Raw genomic sequence first — 16545 nt, 5'->3', positions numbered from 1 at the left:
GTTATGATCAGCCGTACGTTTGTATACCGTCCCAAGTTTGCTTTTGTCATTTCAATCGTAATCACGCTGGTAGGGCTGCTCGCTGTTAACACCTTACCTGTCAACCTGTACCCGCGTCTTGCTCCGCCCAAGGTAAAAGTATCGGCAGTGTATCCGGGGGCAAGTGCGCAGGTTGTTGAAGAAGCAGTATTGCGACCACTGGAAGAACAGATTAACGGCGTGGAAAATATGATTTACATAGAATCCACGGCATCTAACAATGGCTCTGCCAGCATTACGGTGACCTTTGCCTCGGGTACCGATGAAGATATGGCGCAAGTTGATGTGCAAAATCGTGTCTCCCTCGCTACTCCTTCACTTCCACAAGAAGTAACCCGGCAGGGGGTTACGGTGCGCAAGCAGGCCAGCAATATGCTGATGGGGGTGAATCTGGTTGCTAAACCGGGTTACGAGCACTTTGACGATCTGTACCTTAACAACTACGCCGACAGCTTTTTGGTAGAGCCCTTGGCTCGGGTGCCCGGTGTGTCAGAAGTTAATTTAATGGGCGATAAGTCTTACGCGATGCGTCTTTGGCTCAACCCCGATCGTATGCGCGCTTTGAATATCACCGTAACCGATATTACCCAGGCGTTGGGCGAGCAAAATGTGATTGTCGCCGCCGGTAAATTGGGTCAAAGCCCGGCGCCTGCAGGGCAGGTGTTTGAATACAGTATTCAGGCTCGTGGTCGTCTGCAAACGGTGGATGAATTTAGCGATATTATTTTGCGCGCTGATGACCAGGGGGCAGTAGTGCGCATACGCGATGTCGCGCGGGTGGAGCTGGGCTCGCGCAGCTACGGTGTTAATGCGCAATTAAGTGGTGTTGATACAGCCTTTTTGGTGATTTACCAGTTGCCGGATGCCAACGCACTGGAGGTCGCTTCTGGGGTGCGAGAACAAATGCAGGTACTTGGAGAAAACCTGCCAGAGGGGTTGGAGTATAAGCTGATTTTTGACTCGACAGTTTTTATTACTCGTTCGGTAAAAGAGGTCGCTGTTACCTTATTGCAAGCAGTTGTTTTGGTGATCATCGTCGTATTTTTGTTTTTGCAGAACTGGCGCGCCACGTTGATTCCCTCTATTGCCATCCCGGTATCGTTAATCGGCACCTTTGCCTGTATGCAGGCTCTCGGCTATTCCATCAATTTAATTACTTTGTTTGGCTTGGTGTTGGCCATCGGCATCGTGGTGGATGATGCGATTATTGTGATCGAGAATGTCGAACGCGTGTTAAAAGAGGATAAGTGCTCGGTGCGTGAGGCCACGCTGAAATCCATGGAGCAGGTGACAAAACCAATTGTCGCTACCACGCTGGTGCTGTTGGCTGTGTTTGTACCGGTTAGTTTTATGCCGGGTATTACCGGAGTGCTCTATCAACAATTTGCAGTGACGATTTCTTGCGCAGTGTTGATTTCATCAATCAATGCTCTGACGTTGAGTCCGGCACTGTGTTCGGTATTGTTACGCGATGAAAACAAGCCCGCAAAATTTATGGCGCCGGTGGAGAAAGGTATCCACAAACTCACCGCAGGTTATCAGCTTGTAATAGGTAGTATACTGAGGCGCTCGGCTCGCGGTGGCGTGGCTCTGGTGCTAATTATGGCCGGCTTGATTTGGCTGTTGATCAACTTGCCGAGCGGTTTTGTGCCTGAGGAAGACCAGGGTTACTTGTTTGTCGATATTCAACTGCCCGACGCCGCTTCCACTCAGCGCAGCGATTTGGTGCTAAATAAAGTAACGCAGCTGGCTTTGGATCAGCCCGGGGTACAGGATATTATCACCGTGGCCGGATTCAGTGTGCTTGCCGGTCCGGGTTCTAACAATGGGTTTGCCGTTGTCGTTCTTGACGATTGGGAACAGCGCGAGGCACCAGAGTTAAGCGTACAAGCCATACTGGGTCAGCTGTACGCAAAGTTTAATCACATCAGCGAAGCGCGCGTGCTGCCTTTTAACTTACCGCCTATTCCCGGGCTCGGGGTTTCCAGTGGTTTTGAGTTTCAGCTGCAAGATACCGCCGGGCGCTCGCCGGCTGAATTGGCTCAGGCGATGAACGGTTTGGTTTACGCGGCCAATAGCGGTGGACAGCTGGCACAAGTATTCAGTACTTTTCGTGCCAATGTACCGCAGTATTTTCTCGATATTGATCGCAACAAAGCCAAAGCGCAGGGTATCGCCATCAGCGATATCTTCACGACTTTGCAGGCGCAGTGGGGGTCAGTTTACATCAATGATTTTAGCTTTAACTCGCGCACCTACCGGGTAATGATTCAGGCGGACGGACCTTTTCGACTTAAACCCGAGGACTTGCAGCACTATTATGTGCGCAATGCCAAAGGCGAAATGGTGCCGTTACTGACGCTGGCACGACTCGAGCCGATACAGGGGCCTGTCAGTATTAATCATTACAACTTGTACCGCTCGGCCAAAATAACCGGTAGCCCTGCACCTGGGCTCAGTTCAGGGCAAGCTATTGCCGCTATGGAACATTTGGCCAACACGCAATTGCCGGATGGCTTTGCCTATCAGTGGTCGGGACAATCGAAGCAGGAGATCGATGCAGGCAATTTGGTGCCAGTGCTTTTTTCGTTAGCCTTTTTGTTTGTCTATTTGTTTCTGGTGGCTATGTATGAGAGTTGGACCATTCCCCTGGCGGTAATTATGGCGGCGCCACTGGCTCTATTTGGAGCATTTTTTACCCTGCAGTTGGCGGGCTTGACCAATAACCTCTATGCACAAATCGGTATGGTGTTGCTGTTGGGTATGGCCGCTAAAACCGCGATCTTGATTGTTGAGTTTGCGATGGAGCAGCGCCGCGCCGGAGAAAGTATTTTTAATGCCGCCTATAATGCTGCGCATTTACGGTTTCGCGCTGTGTTAATGACCGCACTGTCTTTTGTCCTGGGTGTCCTGCCTTTGGTTTTTTCTAGTGGTGCGGGCGCTGCCTCACGTATCTCTTTGGGTTTTACTGTATTCGGAGGCATGGTGGCGGCGTCAATTCTGGGGACTTTGCTGGTACCACTGTTTTATTGGGCCGTGCAGCATGTTCGAGAACGTTTTGGCGGTCCCGCTAAGTCTGGTCAGGACGCTCCGGCCGGATAGTTCCCTACGCAAATAAAGTCCCGCCTTGCGGGGCTTTACCTTAATATACCTGTTTTACAGTTCCTTACGTGGCGACGCTGCCCCAAGCGCCGGCGCCGCCGTAGAATTCATGTGAATAAAAATATCCATTAAAGGTGCTTTATAAATATGTTGAATTTGTTTCGCAAAATTGTTTCGGGCGTACCGCGAGTATGCGGCCTGCTGGTGCTATGCGCTCTAGCCTTGCTTGGTTGCTCGGAATCAGAACCTGCGAGACAGGCCAGAGCTGAAACGCAAGCCCGACCGGTGATTGCAGCGCGCATTAGCTATGCGCCGGAGCGGGTCGAGGTAGAGGCTGTTGGAACTTCGCGTGCTCTGCGCTCGGTAAGTATTCGTCCTCGCGTGGCTGGGCAGATCGAAAGTGTGCATATTCAACCGGGACAGAAAGTAACTAAGGGCGATGTGTTGTTCAGTCTGGACAGTCGCGATGAGGCCCTGGCACTGCGCAATGCGCAGTTGGAGCTTGCCGATGCCGAGCGTTTGTTACAGCGCTATCGTCAAACCAAGGACAGCGGCGCTGTCACTCAGTCGGCTCTGGACGATGCCGATAGCGCCGTGGCGCGAGCCCGTATTGCTGTGGATCGCTCTCAGGTTAACCTCGCCTATCAGCAAGTATTGGCGCCTTTCACTGGGTATGTAGGTTTTACCGATATCGATCCTGGTGCCTGGGTGGACACCAGCACGGCTTTGACGACATTGGATGATCGCAGCCAGTTATTGGTGACATTTTCACTGCCCGAGTTACTGCTGGGGCAAATTGATGTGGGACAGGAAATCGAGTTGTCTACTTGGCGCCAAAAAGACGCTATCGCCGCAGGCGAAGTAGTGGAAATTGACAGCAGGGTGGATGACAGCGAGCGCATGTTTCGTGTGCGCGCCCATGTGGATAACAGCGATGACACTCTGCGCCCGGGTATGAGCTTTCGCATTGCTTTGAGCCTGTTGGGTAACGAGTATGCTTTGGTGCCGGAGGTGTCTTTACAGTGGGGCGCCCGAGGCTCCTATGTGTGGGCAGTGGTCGATGGCGTGGCACAGCGGCGAGTGGCCACTATTGTGCAGCGTTTAGCCGGTAAGGTATTGGTCGATGTCAACTTACCTGAAGGAGCGTTGGTGGTACTGGAAGGTATTCAAATGCTACGCGAAGGGATGCCCGTGCGGGTGGATCAGGTGGTGAATGCTGATGGCGTGCCTGTGGCTAATGCCGCAAGCGCAGCAGACAGTGCCGAGGTGAGCGGTGACTGATCAGCACGAGAATTTGCACAAAGAGGATATCGCGAGCCTCAGTATCCGCCGTCCAATTCTGGTGTTGGTGTTAAATCTTTTAATTGCCATTGCCGGTATGGCCGCCGTGGTAGCTGTTGAAGTTCGCGAGCTGCCAGATGTAGACAGGCCGGTGGTGTCGGTGCGCGGTGTTTATCCGGGGGCGTCCCCGGAAACCATGGACGCCGAGGTAACCAGTATTGTTGAAGGTGCTGTGGCGCGGGTGTCGGGTATTCGCAATATCCGCTCTTCCAGCGAAGAGAACAATATGCGACTGCACGTAGAGTTCTCGCCTACGGTGGACTTAAACAGCGCGGCTTCAGATGTGCGTGAAGCGGTGAGCCAGATTGAGCGTGATCTGCCGCCGGATATTGAATCTTTGACTGTGGTAAAGGCAGACCCTAACGCCAATCCAATTATTAATCTGGCGATGGTGAGTGACAGCCTGAACGAGTTGGAGATGACCCGCCGTGCGGAGCAGGATCTAATTCCCGAATTGATTTCAATTGACGGCGTCGCCGATGTGGTGCTGTTTGGCGATCGGCAAAAAGTCTTGCGGGTAGTGGTAGACCCCGTGCGCCTGGCGAGCCTGGGGCTGTCGGTTAACGATGTTGCCGATGCCTTGCGCGAGGCGCCGTTCGATGTCCCCTCGGGAAGTTTTCGCTCGGGTGATTTGGAGCTATTGGTTCGCGCCGATGCATCGGCCGTCACTGAAGAGGCGCTGCAGGCGATTATCCTGCGCGGGGAAACTCGTCTCGCCGAAGTAGCTCAGGTATTTTTTGCTCCCGAAGATACGAGTTCGTATGTACGCCTGGACGGTTCACCTGTGGTGGGGCTTGGGGTCGTGCGCCAATCACAGTCCAACACCCTCGATATCGCCGAGCGGGTGCATAGCGCTGTGGCACGTCTGAATGAGCGTTTCAATGATTCGCAGCTGGTTATTACGGAAGACAGTGCCGAGTTTATTAAAGGCGCCATGCGCGAGGTACTTATCAGTATGGCGCTGACAGTCAGCATTGTGATTGTCACCATTTGGCTGTTTATCGGCTCGCTGCGGGTAACGCTGATACCGAGCGTGGCAATCCCTGTTGCCCTGATTGGCACCGTGGCTGCAATTTGGGCCCTTGGCTTTTCTCTCAATATTCTTACCTTGTTGGCTCTGGTGCTGGCTACAGGATTGGTGGTGGACGATGCCATCGTAGTGCTTGAAAACATTCAGCGCCGGCGCCATCAGGGGCTGGGTGCCCGGGCAGCGGCGGTATTGGGTACGCGGCAGGTCTTTTTTGCGGTAATTGCCACCACCGCCGTGCTGGTTTCAGTGTTTGTGCCTATCGCTATGCTGCCGAGCACCGCAGGACGTTTGTTTCGCGAGTTTGGCTTTGTATTGGCGTTTGCGGTGGGTATCTCCTCGTTTGTCGCGTTATCGCTCGTGCCGGCAATGGCTGCGCGGATTGTGCCGGAGCGTAAGGATGAGCCACATCCAATTCGCGACCGATTAACCGCCGTGGGTGACTCTATGGCACAGTGGTACAGTCGCTCGTTAGCTGGTGTGCTGCGGTATCCTTGGCTGGGGCTGTTGGTGGCCTGCGCGGCTATTGTGGGGGCCGTGCTGGTGTATCACAACGTGGATCAGGAGCTCTTGCCAGAGGAAGACCGAGGGGTTATTTATGTGGATGCCACAGGACCGGATGGCACTGGTTTGGAGTATACCGCAAGACAGGTGGCAGCCATGGAGGAGCGGGTGCAACCGCTTTTGCAGTCCGGTGAAGCCACTAATCTGTTTAGCATTGTGGGTCGCTACGACCCTAACCGCGGTCGGGTAATTCTGCCCTTGGCTGATTGGGAGAATCGCGAGCGCAGTCAACAAGAGATGATGGCTCAGTTGCGCGGCCCTATGTCTGAAATTCCCGGTGCTTTTGTGCGGGTATCTACCACCAACAGTCTGGGGCTATGGGGCGGGGGTGGGGGTATCGAAATCGCCTTAGTGGGTAGTGATTACAAAGAAATTTTTGCCGCCGCGGAAAAGTTCGCCGTCGCCATTGAAGATCAGCTGCCTAATTTGTCCCAGCCGGATATTCAGTTTCAGCCCACCCAACCACAGCTGGCGGTGACCATCAATCGACGTCGCGCTTCGGACTTGAATATTCCCCTAGAAAATATTTCTACCACCTTGCGCGCCATGGTGGATGGGTATGATTTGGTGGATTTGTCGATTGCCGACGAGGCTGTTCCCATTATCATCGAATCGTCCGGCGATCAGATCAATGATCCCGGTGATCTGGTGAATCTTTTCGTCAGCAATAGCGAGGGACGGTTGCTGCCACTTTCTACCGTTGTCACCATCAGTGAAGAGGCCGTCGCTGCGGAGCTGGATCGTCACAAGCAACGCCGAGCTATTGAAATCGACATTGATCTGGCCGACGGTTACCCTCTGCAGTCTGCGGTGCAGGATTTGCGTGCCCTGGCCGAGCGCGAACTACCGGATGGAATCGGAATCATCTTTTTGGGTGAGGCCGAGACGCTGGACGAAACCTCCCAGGAGGTGATGATGACCTATATCATTGCTCTGGTTGTTGTTTTTCTGGTGTTGTGCGCTCAGTTTGAAAGCTTCTCCAGTGCGGCAATCGTTATGCTAACCGTGCCCTTTGGTGTGGCTGCAGCGATTTTTGCCCTGTTGCTTACTGGTACCAGCATCAATGTTTACTCTCAAATTGGTTTGGTCATGCTGATCGGACTGATGGCAAAAAATGGCATTTTGTTGGTGGAATTTGCCGATCAACTGCGCGATCGCGGTGACGATGTTTTGACTGCTGTCACCCGTGCTGCCAGAGTGCGGCTACGGCCGATCATGATGACCATGATGTCGACAATTCTGGGTGGTTTGCCCTTGATTTTAAGTGCCGGTCCCGGGTCCGAAGCGCGCACGTCCATTGGTTGGGTTGTATTTGGCGGCTTGGGTCTGGCTGCGGTGTTCACCCTGTATTTGACCCCGGTGGTGTATGTGTTGGTGGCGCGTTTGTCCAAGGCGCGCGCAGCAGAGGGGCAGCGTTTGGAGCAAGAACTGGAGCTGGCACGGCACATACCCGATAGCGGCGAGCAGTGAGCATCGCGGTAGTGGTGAGTTACAATAGGCTAAAAGCAATGAGGTACCTATGACTCCCGTACAAGACAGTATCGAAAAAGCTCTGCAAGCCGAGTTTTCACCTCAGGTGTTAACTGTGGTGAATGAAAGCCATATGCACAGTGTGCCGCCTAACTCGGAAACTCACTTTAAAATCACCCTGGTGAGTGAGGCCTTTGTTGGTAAAAGGCAAGTGCAGCGTCACCAGGCCGTCTATGGGGCGCTGCGAGAGCAAATGGCAGGCCCGGTACACGCTCTGGCGCTGCATACCTATGCCCCTGAAGAGTGGCAGGGGGCGCAGGTGCCGGATTCTCCCAACTGCCTGGGGGGCGGCGGAAAATAGCCCTTTGTTGAGATAAATCAAGTTATTGGCTGGCTGTATAAAAAACAACCGGCTATAATCCCGCCCCCAGATTTTGACCTTCATAATTGATGACCGGAAACCGCACGAGCATGAGTGAAATAGTTGTAGCCGCCCTGTATAAATTTGTTTTGTTGCCCGATTACCAGAATTTGCGCCAGCCGCTACTGGCCGAGTGCGAGCGACTGGGGCTTAAGGGAACCTTGCTGTTGGCCGCTGAAGGTATCAATGGCACAGTTTCTGGCAGCCGCGCGGGTATAAACGGGCTGCTCGATTATTTAAAGCGCGATGAGCGCTTTGCGGATTTGGAGCACAAAGAGTCTCTGCACCAGGACAAGCCTTTTTATCGTATGAAGGTAAAGCTGAAAAAAGAGATTGTAACCATGGGTGTTGAGGGTATAGACCCCAAGCAAATCGTCGGCACCTATGTAAAACCGGCGCAATGGAATGAACTGATTAGCGATCCTGACGTGCTGGTGGTTGATACCCGCAATCATTACGAGTATGCGATCGGTTCATTCGAGCGTGCGGTGGATCCGGAAACCGAGACCTTTCGCGAATTTCCAGACTATGTAAATCAGAACTTGGACCCGCAAAAGCATAAAAAAGTGGCCATGTTCTGCACCGGTGGCATTCGCTGCGAAAAAGCCACAGCGTATATGAAAGAGCAGGGTTTTGATGAGGTCTATCACCTCGAAGGTGGTATCTTAAAATACCTGGAGGAAGTGCCTGAGCAGGAAAGCCTTTGGCGCGGCGAGTGCTTTGTGTTTGATAACAGAGTGGCCGTTAACCACAATCTCGAGAAGGGTTCTTTTGACCAGTGTTATGGCTGTCGACATCCGATCACTGAGGATGAGAAAGCGTCGCCACTGTATTTAAAGGGTGTTTGCTGCCCGCGCTGCTATGATTCGCTCAGTGAAGATCAAAAGAAGCGTTTTGCTGAAAGGCAAAAGCAAATCGAGCTGGCTAAGGCCCGCAACGAAGCTCATATTGGCGCGCCGCCCCCGGCGCGTCAGCGTAAAGCTAGGTTAAATGACGCCTAAGGCTTTGACCTAGAGATGGCGGTGTCGTAAAACTGTCATACTGTAGGGCTATTCTTTTAACCCCGTGTCGTCAGGCATGGGGGGTATTTCCATTCAAAATAGGCCAGAGCAATGGACTTTGAAACCTGGGATGTCGACCTGACATCCGGTGAGGCGAAGCACGACTGCGGTTGTGTGATTCGCGTTGAGGGGGACCCGCAAAACCCCATGTCGGTAGATCCCAGCAATTTTCCCAAGAATCTGAACTTTATTGACCAGGCTCGATTGTTGCGCTGTGGTATCGAGGCCCTGGCCGCCGCCGCCCGTGAACATGGGTTTCAGGGGCAGGTTGGCGGTCGCGATGATGCCTCGATTAAGGTGAAAAGCCGCACCGCGCAGGAGCTGGAGCGTAAAGCGCGAATGTTTGCCGAAAACCCGGGCAAGCCCAAACGCGCAGTGTTGTCGTTAAAAAAGCGCCAGCCACAACCTGTTAGCGATTGACCAGTTGGCCACGCAACTGCAGTTGGGTTTTGTGCTGATCTAGTAGTTGCATCATCTGGTTAAAATCCTGCTGGGCGATATCCAAGCCGTTGGTTACGATCACATCCGGGTTGCCGTTGTACACCAAGTTGTTTAGTTCTTCGTTGGTCTTGTCGATCGCGGCAAAGATTTTATCGGTGGTTGCTTTATCCCGGAAAATTCGCCCCTGGTTAGTCAGGCGCAGGTAATCGTCGCACTCTTGCAGCCAGTCTTTGCGCTGTTCCAGCATCTTGCGAATATTGTTCATACCGCCTTTATGGCCGTTGGGCAGCTGTTCGGCACGGTACTTGTCCAAACTTTTGTAGTCCTGAATCAGGAAATCGGCCCGTGTGCTGCTGCAGAAATCGGCATTTAGGTAACTTGCAAACTTAACCCCATGCTCGGCTTCCGCTTTTTTTTCACAAGCCTCGTCACAAGCACTCGCCAAGTTACTACCGCATAGGGCGAGAAGAAAAGATATCGCTGTTATTGGTAGTTTTTTCATAAGAGCATCACCCTGTTTATCTTTTTTGTTATTTGTTTCACACATTGGGTATAAAGGACTTTGCATTTTGGGTCAAGTCTTTACTGAATTTTACGTATTTTTATGAGATTTTGCGCGATTTTAGGGGAATGCTATTTCGAAGTGTTTTAAGCACAGCGGCTGGGGTGGCTATCAGCCGCTGTATTCTGGAGGTAGGTTCAAGCTCCTAAAGCTTTTTGGACCAGGCTCGCCATTGCCGGAGGCAGCTCTATTTTAAGAGCCGCTTCATGTCCTTGGGGCGACATTTTATTCCAGGTTTTTCGGATAATATCGATCAACTTGTCATCGTCGTGCTTTGCGGCAAACTCTTCCAGGTAGTATTTGATAAATACTAAGCAAATAACGTCTTCCAGAGCCTGTACTTCACTGTCCAGTTTGAGCCGCTTTTTTTGCAGCATATCAGCCACACGCTGGCAGTCTTGATCGCTAAAATCGTGCGCTTGCATAATCTCAACAGTACGCTGGGCGTGGTGCTTAGCCAGCTGGGTGCGCCACTTCTTGTAGCCAGCCTTATCCATTGGATATTCAGAACGGGGGATTACCCAGCGCTCAATGTGCTGCGCCCGCGCCGCAATCTGCAAATTCGCAGACGCATCAGGGGCGAACGCCATTAGTTCATCGCTCATTCGCTGGGCGTATAGCAGCTCTTTGGGCGTGCCGTCGCCTTCGAGATTGGGATCCTGCCGGTTGGCGGCATCGATATCTGCCAACGCCGCGTCTAGCTTGGCTGTTTGGTTCATGGGGCATCCTCAGGGTTGTGGGCAATCTGGCGCAGACTGTTCAAATCGAGAATCTCGAGCTCCTTGCCCTTGGCATTAATTGTGTTCTGTTTTTGCAGTCGCGCGAAAACCCGGCTGATGGTTTCCAGGGTAAGCCCCAGAAAATTGGCCATGTCGCCGCGAGACATGGGAAGCGTGAATTGTGTTGGTGACAGTTTGTGCCGCTCGTGTCGCACTGACAAGCTGAGCAGCAGCGCAGCGACTCGGGTATCGGCGCTGGCGTGACCTAAAAGCCCGAACTGTCTTTGCTCGCTGGTGATTTCACGGCTTAGCAGTTGCAGCAAATTGCGCTGCAAGCCAGGTACCTGGCGACTCAGGGATTCCAACTTGGAGAAGGGGATGGCGCATACCGAAGTGGTTTGCAGCGCTTGGGCGCTGTTGCTATATCGGTTGTCGGCTGGGCCGTCCAGGCCGATGACTTCTCCTGCAAGGTGAAAGCCAGTGATTTGTTCTTCGCCATCTCTGCTGGTGCGCCAGGTCTTAACCGCGCCGGAGCGGATGGCATAAATGGCAGTAAACGCTTCGCCCGCACGGTACAGGGTTTCGCCTTTTTGTAGCGGTTTGCCGCGCTGCACAATGGCGTCCAACCGGTCGATGTCAGAGAACTCCAGTGCCAGGGGTAGGCAAATGCCGTTGAGGCGACAATTACTGCAGTGATTGTAATCGCGAAGCCCTGGTTGAGTTGTGCAGGTATGTTGCATGTTAGGCATAGTGTAGGGTTAGTTGGTGGTGGGCATAAGCGCCTTATCTTACGTGAAATTGTGGTGGTATTTAAGTTTGCGGCCTTTAAGGCAGCCGTACTTTTATCTTGTAGTAGTGTGCCCAGCGTTTGCCGGTTACCCACAAAGTGTCGCTGGCTTGGTGATAAGCGATACCGTTTAAGACATTATCGCGATCGCCCATGGCCTCGCGCTCGCTAAGCTCGGATAAATCGAGCCAGCCCGCTACTTGGCCGCTGTCCGGTTCAATCGCAACAATTACCGAGCTTTGCCAAATGTTGGCCCAAATTAAACCCTCGGCGTACTCCAGCTCGTTTAGGCGGGTCACGGGTTTACCGTCCCATTTCACGCTTAGCTTTTTTATCAGCTCGAAATTATCCGCAGAGTGAAAAAACAGTGAGTCGCTACCATCGCTGCGCACAAGCTTGCCGTCCACCGCTGCCAGCCCCCACCCCTGGCCTCGATAGGCAAATTGCCTCTCGACAGCGCCGTTGTCGGGGCGGATTATCCAGCCGGTTTGCTGTTGCCAGCTGAGTAAGTAAATGTACTTGTCAAACTGGGTTAAGCCCTCGGCGAAATAGCGGGCGGGGAGGGATCTCTGCCAGAGAACTTTTCCCCCCCGTGGCTGGCTGATGTCAATCTTGATCAGATAAGACTTGCCCCTCAGGCCGCTGCTCTCGAACAAAAAATCACCGTCAAATTCCAGCCCCTGAGTAAAAGGGCGGGGATCGCGTGAAATAGAATCTACAAGCTTGTACTCCAGCGCGGGTGCGGCACTTAAACAGGGCTTGCTAAGCAGCATCAAGGCCGTTAAACAATAGAAAACGTGATGACGTAAATTTGAAAACATGCGGGTTCGCGCGTTGTCTGGCTATATCAGTTTGGCCATAATAAACACCGGGTTATAAATAACAAGGCATTACTATGAAGCGTTTGCGCTCGTTTGTGATACTCACTCTGCTCGGCGGCCTGGCGGTCGTCTTGCCCATCACGATTTTTGTTTTGCTATTGCAGTGGCTGGTGGGGGTAATTGTTGATCTGACGGCGCCGCTTAGCGCTTGGCTGGCTAATTATGTCACCGTGAATGATTACACCGCTGACATCCTCGGTGTAGCATTGGTTTTAAGTGGCTGCTTCTGTATTGGTTTATTGGTAAAAACCGGCGTGGGACGCTGGTTGCAACGACTTGTCGATGGTGTCTTGTCGCGTCTCGCGCCTGGCTACAGCACCATCAAAGAGATGGTGGTGCAAATTATGGGAGGCGAGGGCAACGCCTCTTTACTCAACGGCAAGGTCTGCAGGGCGTATATCATGGGCGCCTCCAGTCCGGTGTGCGTCACCGGGATTGTGACTGCTGAACACAATGACGGTGGCTATACCGTTTATGTCCCGACGGCCCCAGTGCCCACTTCGGGGTTTGTCTACCATTTGCCTGGCGATTGCGTCACTTTGTTGCCCGATATTTCGGTCGAGGCGGCAATGCGCACTGTGATTGCCTGTGGCAGTGGCTCGCAAATTATCATGCAGGCACCGCTTGAGCCGCCCGCGAAATAGCGATGAATGATTCTCGGCCAAGCCTACCGAGTGGCTGGCCGCTCAAGTATTTGTTGGCTCGGTTTCGCTGTCTTTGGCACTGTTCTCGGTTTCGCGTTCACTGACGTAGCTAATAGCATGGTTTACGGCGCGCGCTATCTTGTCGTTCACCTCTTCGAGTTCTTGCGGCGACATAAAAAAGCTCATATCTACATCGTGACGAATATACTTTGGCGGCAGGTGGTTAAGGGCAACGCAGGCGACGTCGGCAAGAAAGTCCCGATCGCCCTGGCGGGCTCTCTCACTGGCTTCCAGTATGGCCTCAATAACATGTCTTTCGTAGTAATTGTGAATGTTGTCGACGTCCTCCCGGCGGTTAGGGTTTGGGCGAGCGGTTGTGGCAAGCATAGTGAATCCCCGTAGTGATATGAGCGTGAAAGCAGTGAGTTGCTGCTTTGGCTTAATCAGTATAGATCAGCCGCGGCAGCCTTATTCAACGTCGGATCAAATCGCGGAGAATGAATCTGGCAGGGTGCAGCGCCTGGGATAGCTGCCGAGGCAGAGGTGGTGGTTCGGCGTTGATTAGAGCCGCGAGAAATTCGGCGCATAAGGGGGTGTAGGCAAGGCCACGCGAGCCAAAGCCGGTGTTCAGATATAACCCCGGGTAGTAGCTGGCCTCGGCATTCAGGCGCGCTTTGGCGTTTTTGCTTAATGGTGCAAAGTCGCGTTCGAGCGCTGCTGCATCCGGCGCCGGGCCCACGATGGGTAAATAGTCCGGTGTGGTGCAGCGCAAGGCGGCACGGCCGTCTAGTTGCTCATGCCCTATGGGGGTCAAGCTGTGTTGCAGCTCGGCGCCGAAATCTCCGAGGTGCTCGATATTTTTATCATGATCTTCGGATCGCAGCTGAGTGTCTGTCTGGCCCAGATTGAACGTGGCGCCCAGACTGTGCTGCCGCTGCGATGCCGGCGCGATATAGCCTTTGGCGCAGAGCACCGTCTGTAGCTTCTCGCTGGCGGGGGAGGCCGGCAAGTGACTCACCTGCCCGCGAATGGCTTTTAATGGCAGGTGCATTAGCTGGGAAAAGTTACGGCATTGATGCGCGCCGGCGAGGATCAGAATATCCGCACTGGCGCTGCAGTTGGCTTGCGCATTGAGGGTGCGCCACTGCGCATCAGCTCGTTCTATGGCCGTAACTTCGCAATTACCTGTAAAGGCGATAAGAGGGTGCTCAAGCAGTGCGCGGCAAACGGCCGGTGGGTTGAGCCAGCCGCAGGCGGAAAAGTAAAGCCCGCCGGTAGGCAGCTCGACACCGGCTCGGGCGCTGGCTGCGCGTGCGTCAAGCCAGGCAGCAAAAGGATGCTGTTCGCTAATTTGCCGATACTGGCGCTGTTGTTTTTCATCGCAGGCAAGCTGTATAACGCCACAGGCATCGCCGAAAATTTGATCCGCCTGCCAGTAGCCTTGGTAGTGCCTTTGCGCATACAAAAGCGCGTGCAAGTTAAAATTGGGTAGTGTTTCATTGCGGTGGCTTAACTTGGCGTAGAGAACGCCCTGACGATTGCCGGACCCTTGTTGCGCGGGCGCCGGTTCGCTATCTAATACTTGTACCTGCCAGCCGCGTTCGGCCAGGGCTCGGGCCGTGTGGCAACCGGCAAGACCTGCGCCAACCACAATGGCCGTGCGTGCACTCGCGCTGTGGGTGATACGGTGATAAACCCCGGGTTCGTGATACGCCGATGGTGCTTGTTCGGTGGGTGCGGCCACTCCCGCATGTAAGGCGCACACCATTTCCCGCTTTCTGCCGAACCCCGGCACCTTTTGAATGCGAAAGCCCGCCGTTGTCAGCCCACGCTTCACGACCCCGGCGGCGCTAAAAGTGGCTGCGGTTGTGCCCTTGGCCGACAGTACGCCGATTGTCTGAAAGAGCTCGTCGGACCACATATCCGGATTCTTGCTGGGCGCAAAGCCGTCTAAAAACCAGGCATCTACGTTGAAATTAGGTGTTTGCCAGCGCGAATCACCGCTCGGCAGTAACTGTGCGAAGCCTTCGGCGGCGTCGGCGATAATTAAGCTTAAGCTGACGCCAGCGAACTTTAGGCGGTGCACACCGGGAGGCAGGTAGTCCGGATAGGCCTCTATCAATTGCTTGGCCAGGGGCGTAAGCTCGGGCCACAGCCCCAATGCGCGAACTAAATCGGCTTTGCCGAGGGGAAATTTCTCACAGCTGACGAAATGCAGCTTGGCCGATAATGGCGCCTGCTGTTGCCACAGTTGCCAGGCGGCAAGAAAATTCAGGCCGGTGCCAAAGCCGGTCTCGGCGATAGTAAAGACCGGGTGTGGCCCGCTTGCTACAGCTTTTAACTGACAAAAACGCTCTGCCAATTGGTTGTGCTTTAGAAAAACGTGCCTGGTTTCGGCTAAGCCATCGTGGCGGGAAAAGTACACATCGCCGAATGCGGAGGACAGGGGCTGACCCTGTTCATCCCAGGTGAGCTTGGCGCTGTCGTGGGAGCTTTGCTTCACAGGCCAAATTCACGCTTTAGTTGCTCGCACCACAAATTGATGCGCTCTTCACTCAGATCGAACTCGTTTTCGTCATCCAGCGCCAGGCCGACAAATAGAGTGTTGTCGGCAGTCAGTGCTTTGGAGGCTTCAAACTCGTAGCCTTCGCAGCTCCAGTAACCACAGGGTGTTGCTCCCAACGCAACAAGCTTGGCGTGCAAGTAGCCCATGGCGTCGAGAAACCACTCCGGGTAACCGACCTGATCGCCCAAACCGTAGTGAGCGACCTTTTTACCCTGCCAGTCGACTTGGTCAATCTCGTCCCAAATCTCCTCCCAATCCTCCTGCAGCTCGCCATAATCCCAGGTGGGCATACCGAGTATTATCAGCTGATAAAAGCTAGCCTCAATAATGGGGGTTTCGGCGATGTTATAAATATCCACTAGAGACTCGCCTAGGGTTTGGCGAATCTTTTCTCCAGCCATTTCGGTGTAGCAGGTGGAGCTGCCGTAAAACAGCGCGATAGGGGCACGGCTCACAGGGCGGTCGTCCATTGTCCGAGCCACTCTATGGCGGCGGCTTCTGGGTCGTCGCCGCTGCAGGCGTCCAGCACCAATGGCTCGCCCACGCGTTCGGCGCCCAGCTCGCACATGGCGTGGTCAATGGCGCGGCCGGCCTCGGCAAACGTGGCGTAGCTGCTGTCGCCGAGATTGATAACGCCGTAGCGACGTCCGGCAATGCAGGGAAAGTCGCGGGTCAGCCCCAAATACAGCGGCTGAATATTGCCGGGCAAGTCGCCCGCGCCTGTGTTGGAGGTGCAGATCAAGAGAATGTCATCGGGATTATCGGTGATATCCGCTACCTCTGGCAGCGGGTTAACGATCGCCTCAAAGCCGCTGCTCTCGAGATAATCTTTGGCGCTGGCGGCGACCATTTCGGCGGTACCCATTTCCGAACCCACCAGAATTTGAATGCGGGGCATACATAGACTCCTGCCAAAAGGC

At 53.8% G+C, this 16545-nt stretch carries 15 protein-coding genes; 7 read left to right on the top strand and 8 right to left on the bottom strand.

Annotated features, from left to right (window positions below):
- The first annotated feature begins 3 nt into the window (after window positions 1-3).
- From NHM04_RS06375 to NHM04_RS06350, 6 genes are all read left to right on the top strand, one after another.
- Entirely contained in the window at window positions 4-3141 is a 3138-nt protein-coding gene (locus tag NHM04_RS06375) for an efflux RND transporter permease subunit (protein ID WP_254266156.1), read from the top strand.
- A gap of 147 nt (window positions 3142-3288) precedes the next feature.
- Window positions 3289-4422, top strand: a complete 1134-nt coding sequence (locus tag NHM04_RS06370; protein ID WP_254266155.1) for an efflux RND transporter periplasmic adaptor subunit — start codon at window positions 3289-3291, stop codon at window positions 4420-4422.
- A complete protein-coding gene (locus NHM04_RS06365) occupies window positions 4415-7543 on the top strand; it encodes an efflux RND transporter permease subunit (protein ID WP_254266154.1) in 3129 nt (1042 codons plus the stop codon). The genes NHM04_RS06370 and NHM04_RS06365 overlap by 8 nt, the downstream gene beginning before the upstream one ends.
- Before the next feature lie 49 nt (window positions 7544-7592).
- Window positions 7593-7904 carry a BolA family transcriptional regulator gene (locus NHM04_RS06360; protein WP_254266153.1) on the top strand — a complete coding sequence of 104 codons (312 nt, stop codon included), beginning with the start codon at window positions 7593-7595 and terminating at the stop codon, window positions 7902-7904.
- 110 nt (window positions 7905-8014) lie between these two features.
- Entirely contained in the window at window positions 8015-8965 is a 951-nt protein-coding gene (locus tag NHM04_RS06355) for a rhodanese-related sulfurtransferase (protein WP_254266152.1), read from the top strand.
- 111 nt (window positions 8966-9076) lie between these two features.
- Window positions 9077-9445: a hypothetical protein gene (locus NHM04_RS06350; protein ID WP_254266151.1), complete on the top strand. Its 369-nt coding sequence runs from the start codon at window positions 9077-9079 to the stop codon at window positions 9443-9445.
- Here the strand turns inward: NHM04_RS06350 and NHM04_RS06345 are convergent.
- The 4 genes from NHM04_RS06345 to NHM04_RS06330 all read right to left on the bottom strand — a co-directional run bounded on the left by NHM04_RS06345 (window position 9435) and on the right by NHM04_RS06330 (window position 12355).
- Window positions 9435-9968 (bottom strand): hypothetical protein, encoded by a 534-nt coding sequence (locus NHM04_RS06345; RefSeq protein ID WP_254266150.1) that lies wholly within the window; start codon window positions 9966-9968, stop codon window positions 9435-9437. The genes NHM04_RS06350 and NHM04_RS06345 overlap by 11 nt on opposite strands.
- A 197-nt stretch (window positions 9969-10165) precedes the next feature.
- Window positions 10166-10747 (bottom strand): DUF4202 domain-containing protein, encoded by a 582-nt coding sequence (locus NHM04_RS06340; RefSeq protein ID WP_254266149.1) that lies wholly within the window; start codon window positions 10745-10747, stop codon window positions 10166-10168.
- Window positions 10744-11496, bottom strand: a complete 753-nt coding sequence (fnr, locus tag NHM04_RS06335; protein WP_254266148.1) for a fumarate/nitrate reduction transcriptional regulator Fnr — start codon at window positions 11494-11496, stop codon at window positions 10744-10746. The genes NHM04_RS06340 and fnr overlap by 4 nt, the downstream gene beginning before the upstream one ends.
- Before the next feature lie 76 nt (window positions 11497-11572).
- Complete coding sequence (locus NHM04_RS06330; protein WP_254266147.1) at window positions 11573-12355, bottom strand: glutaminyl-peptide cyclotransferase; 783 nt, start codon at window positions 12353-12355, stop codon at window positions 11573-11575.
- A gap of 74 nt (window positions 12356-12429) precedes the next feature.
- Here NHM04_RS06330 and NHM04_RS06325 point away from each other — a divergent pair, with 74 nt between their 5' ends.
- Window positions 12430-13059: a DUF502 domain-containing protein gene (locus NHM04_RS06325; RefSeq protein WP_254266146.1), complete on the top strand. Its 630-nt coding sequence runs from the start codon at window positions 12430-12432 to the stop codon at window positions 13057-13059.
- A gap of 42 nt (window positions 13060-13101) precedes the next feature.
- On the opposite strand, the gene NHM04_RS06320 is transcribed toward NHM04_RS06325, so the two are convergent.
- The 4 genes from NHM04_RS06320 to NHM04_RS06305 form a co-directional block, all read right to left on the bottom strand.
- A complete protein-coding gene (locus NHM04_RS06320) occupies window positions 13102-13446 on the bottom strand; it encodes a late competence development ComFB family protein (protein WP_254266145.1) in 345 nt (114 codons plus the stop codon).
- 85 nt (window positions 13447-13531) lie between these two features.
- Window positions 13532-15562 (bottom strand): bifunctional tRNA (5-methylaminomethyl-2-thiouridine)(34)-methyltransferase MnmD/FAD-dependent 5-carboxymethylaminomethyl-2-thiouridine(34) oxidoreductase MnmC, encoded by a 2031-nt coding sequence (gene mnmC / locus NHM04_RS06315; protein WP_254266144.1) that lies wholly within the window; start codon window positions 15560-15562, stop codon window positions 13532-13534.
- Window positions 15559-16095 (bottom strand): flavodoxin FldB, encoded by a 537-nt coding sequence (gene fldB / locus NHM04_RS06310; protein WP_254266143.1) that lies wholly within the window; start codon window positions 16093-16095, stop codon window positions 15559-15561. The genes mnmC and fldB overlap by 4 nt, the downstream gene beginning before the upstream one ends.
- Window positions 16077-16523 carry a flavodoxin domain-containing protein gene (locus tag NHM04_RS06305; RefSeq protein WP_254266142.1) on the bottom strand — a complete coding sequence of 149 codons (447 nt, stop codon included), beginning with the start codon at window positions 16521-16523 and terminating at the stop codon, window positions 16077-16079. The genes fldB and NHM04_RS06305 overlap by 19 nt, the downstream gene beginning before the upstream one ends.
- Window positions 16524-16545 lie beyond the last annotated feature (22 nt).

The sequence above is a fragment of the Gilvimarinus sp. DA14 genome (assembly GCF_024204685.1).
In the GTDB taxonomy this organism is placed as follows: domain Bacteria; phylum Pseudomonadota; class Gammaproteobacteria; order Pseudomonadales; family Cellvibrionaceae; genus Gilvimarinus.
This window is presented reverse-complemented; position numbering and strand designations above follow the sequence as displayed.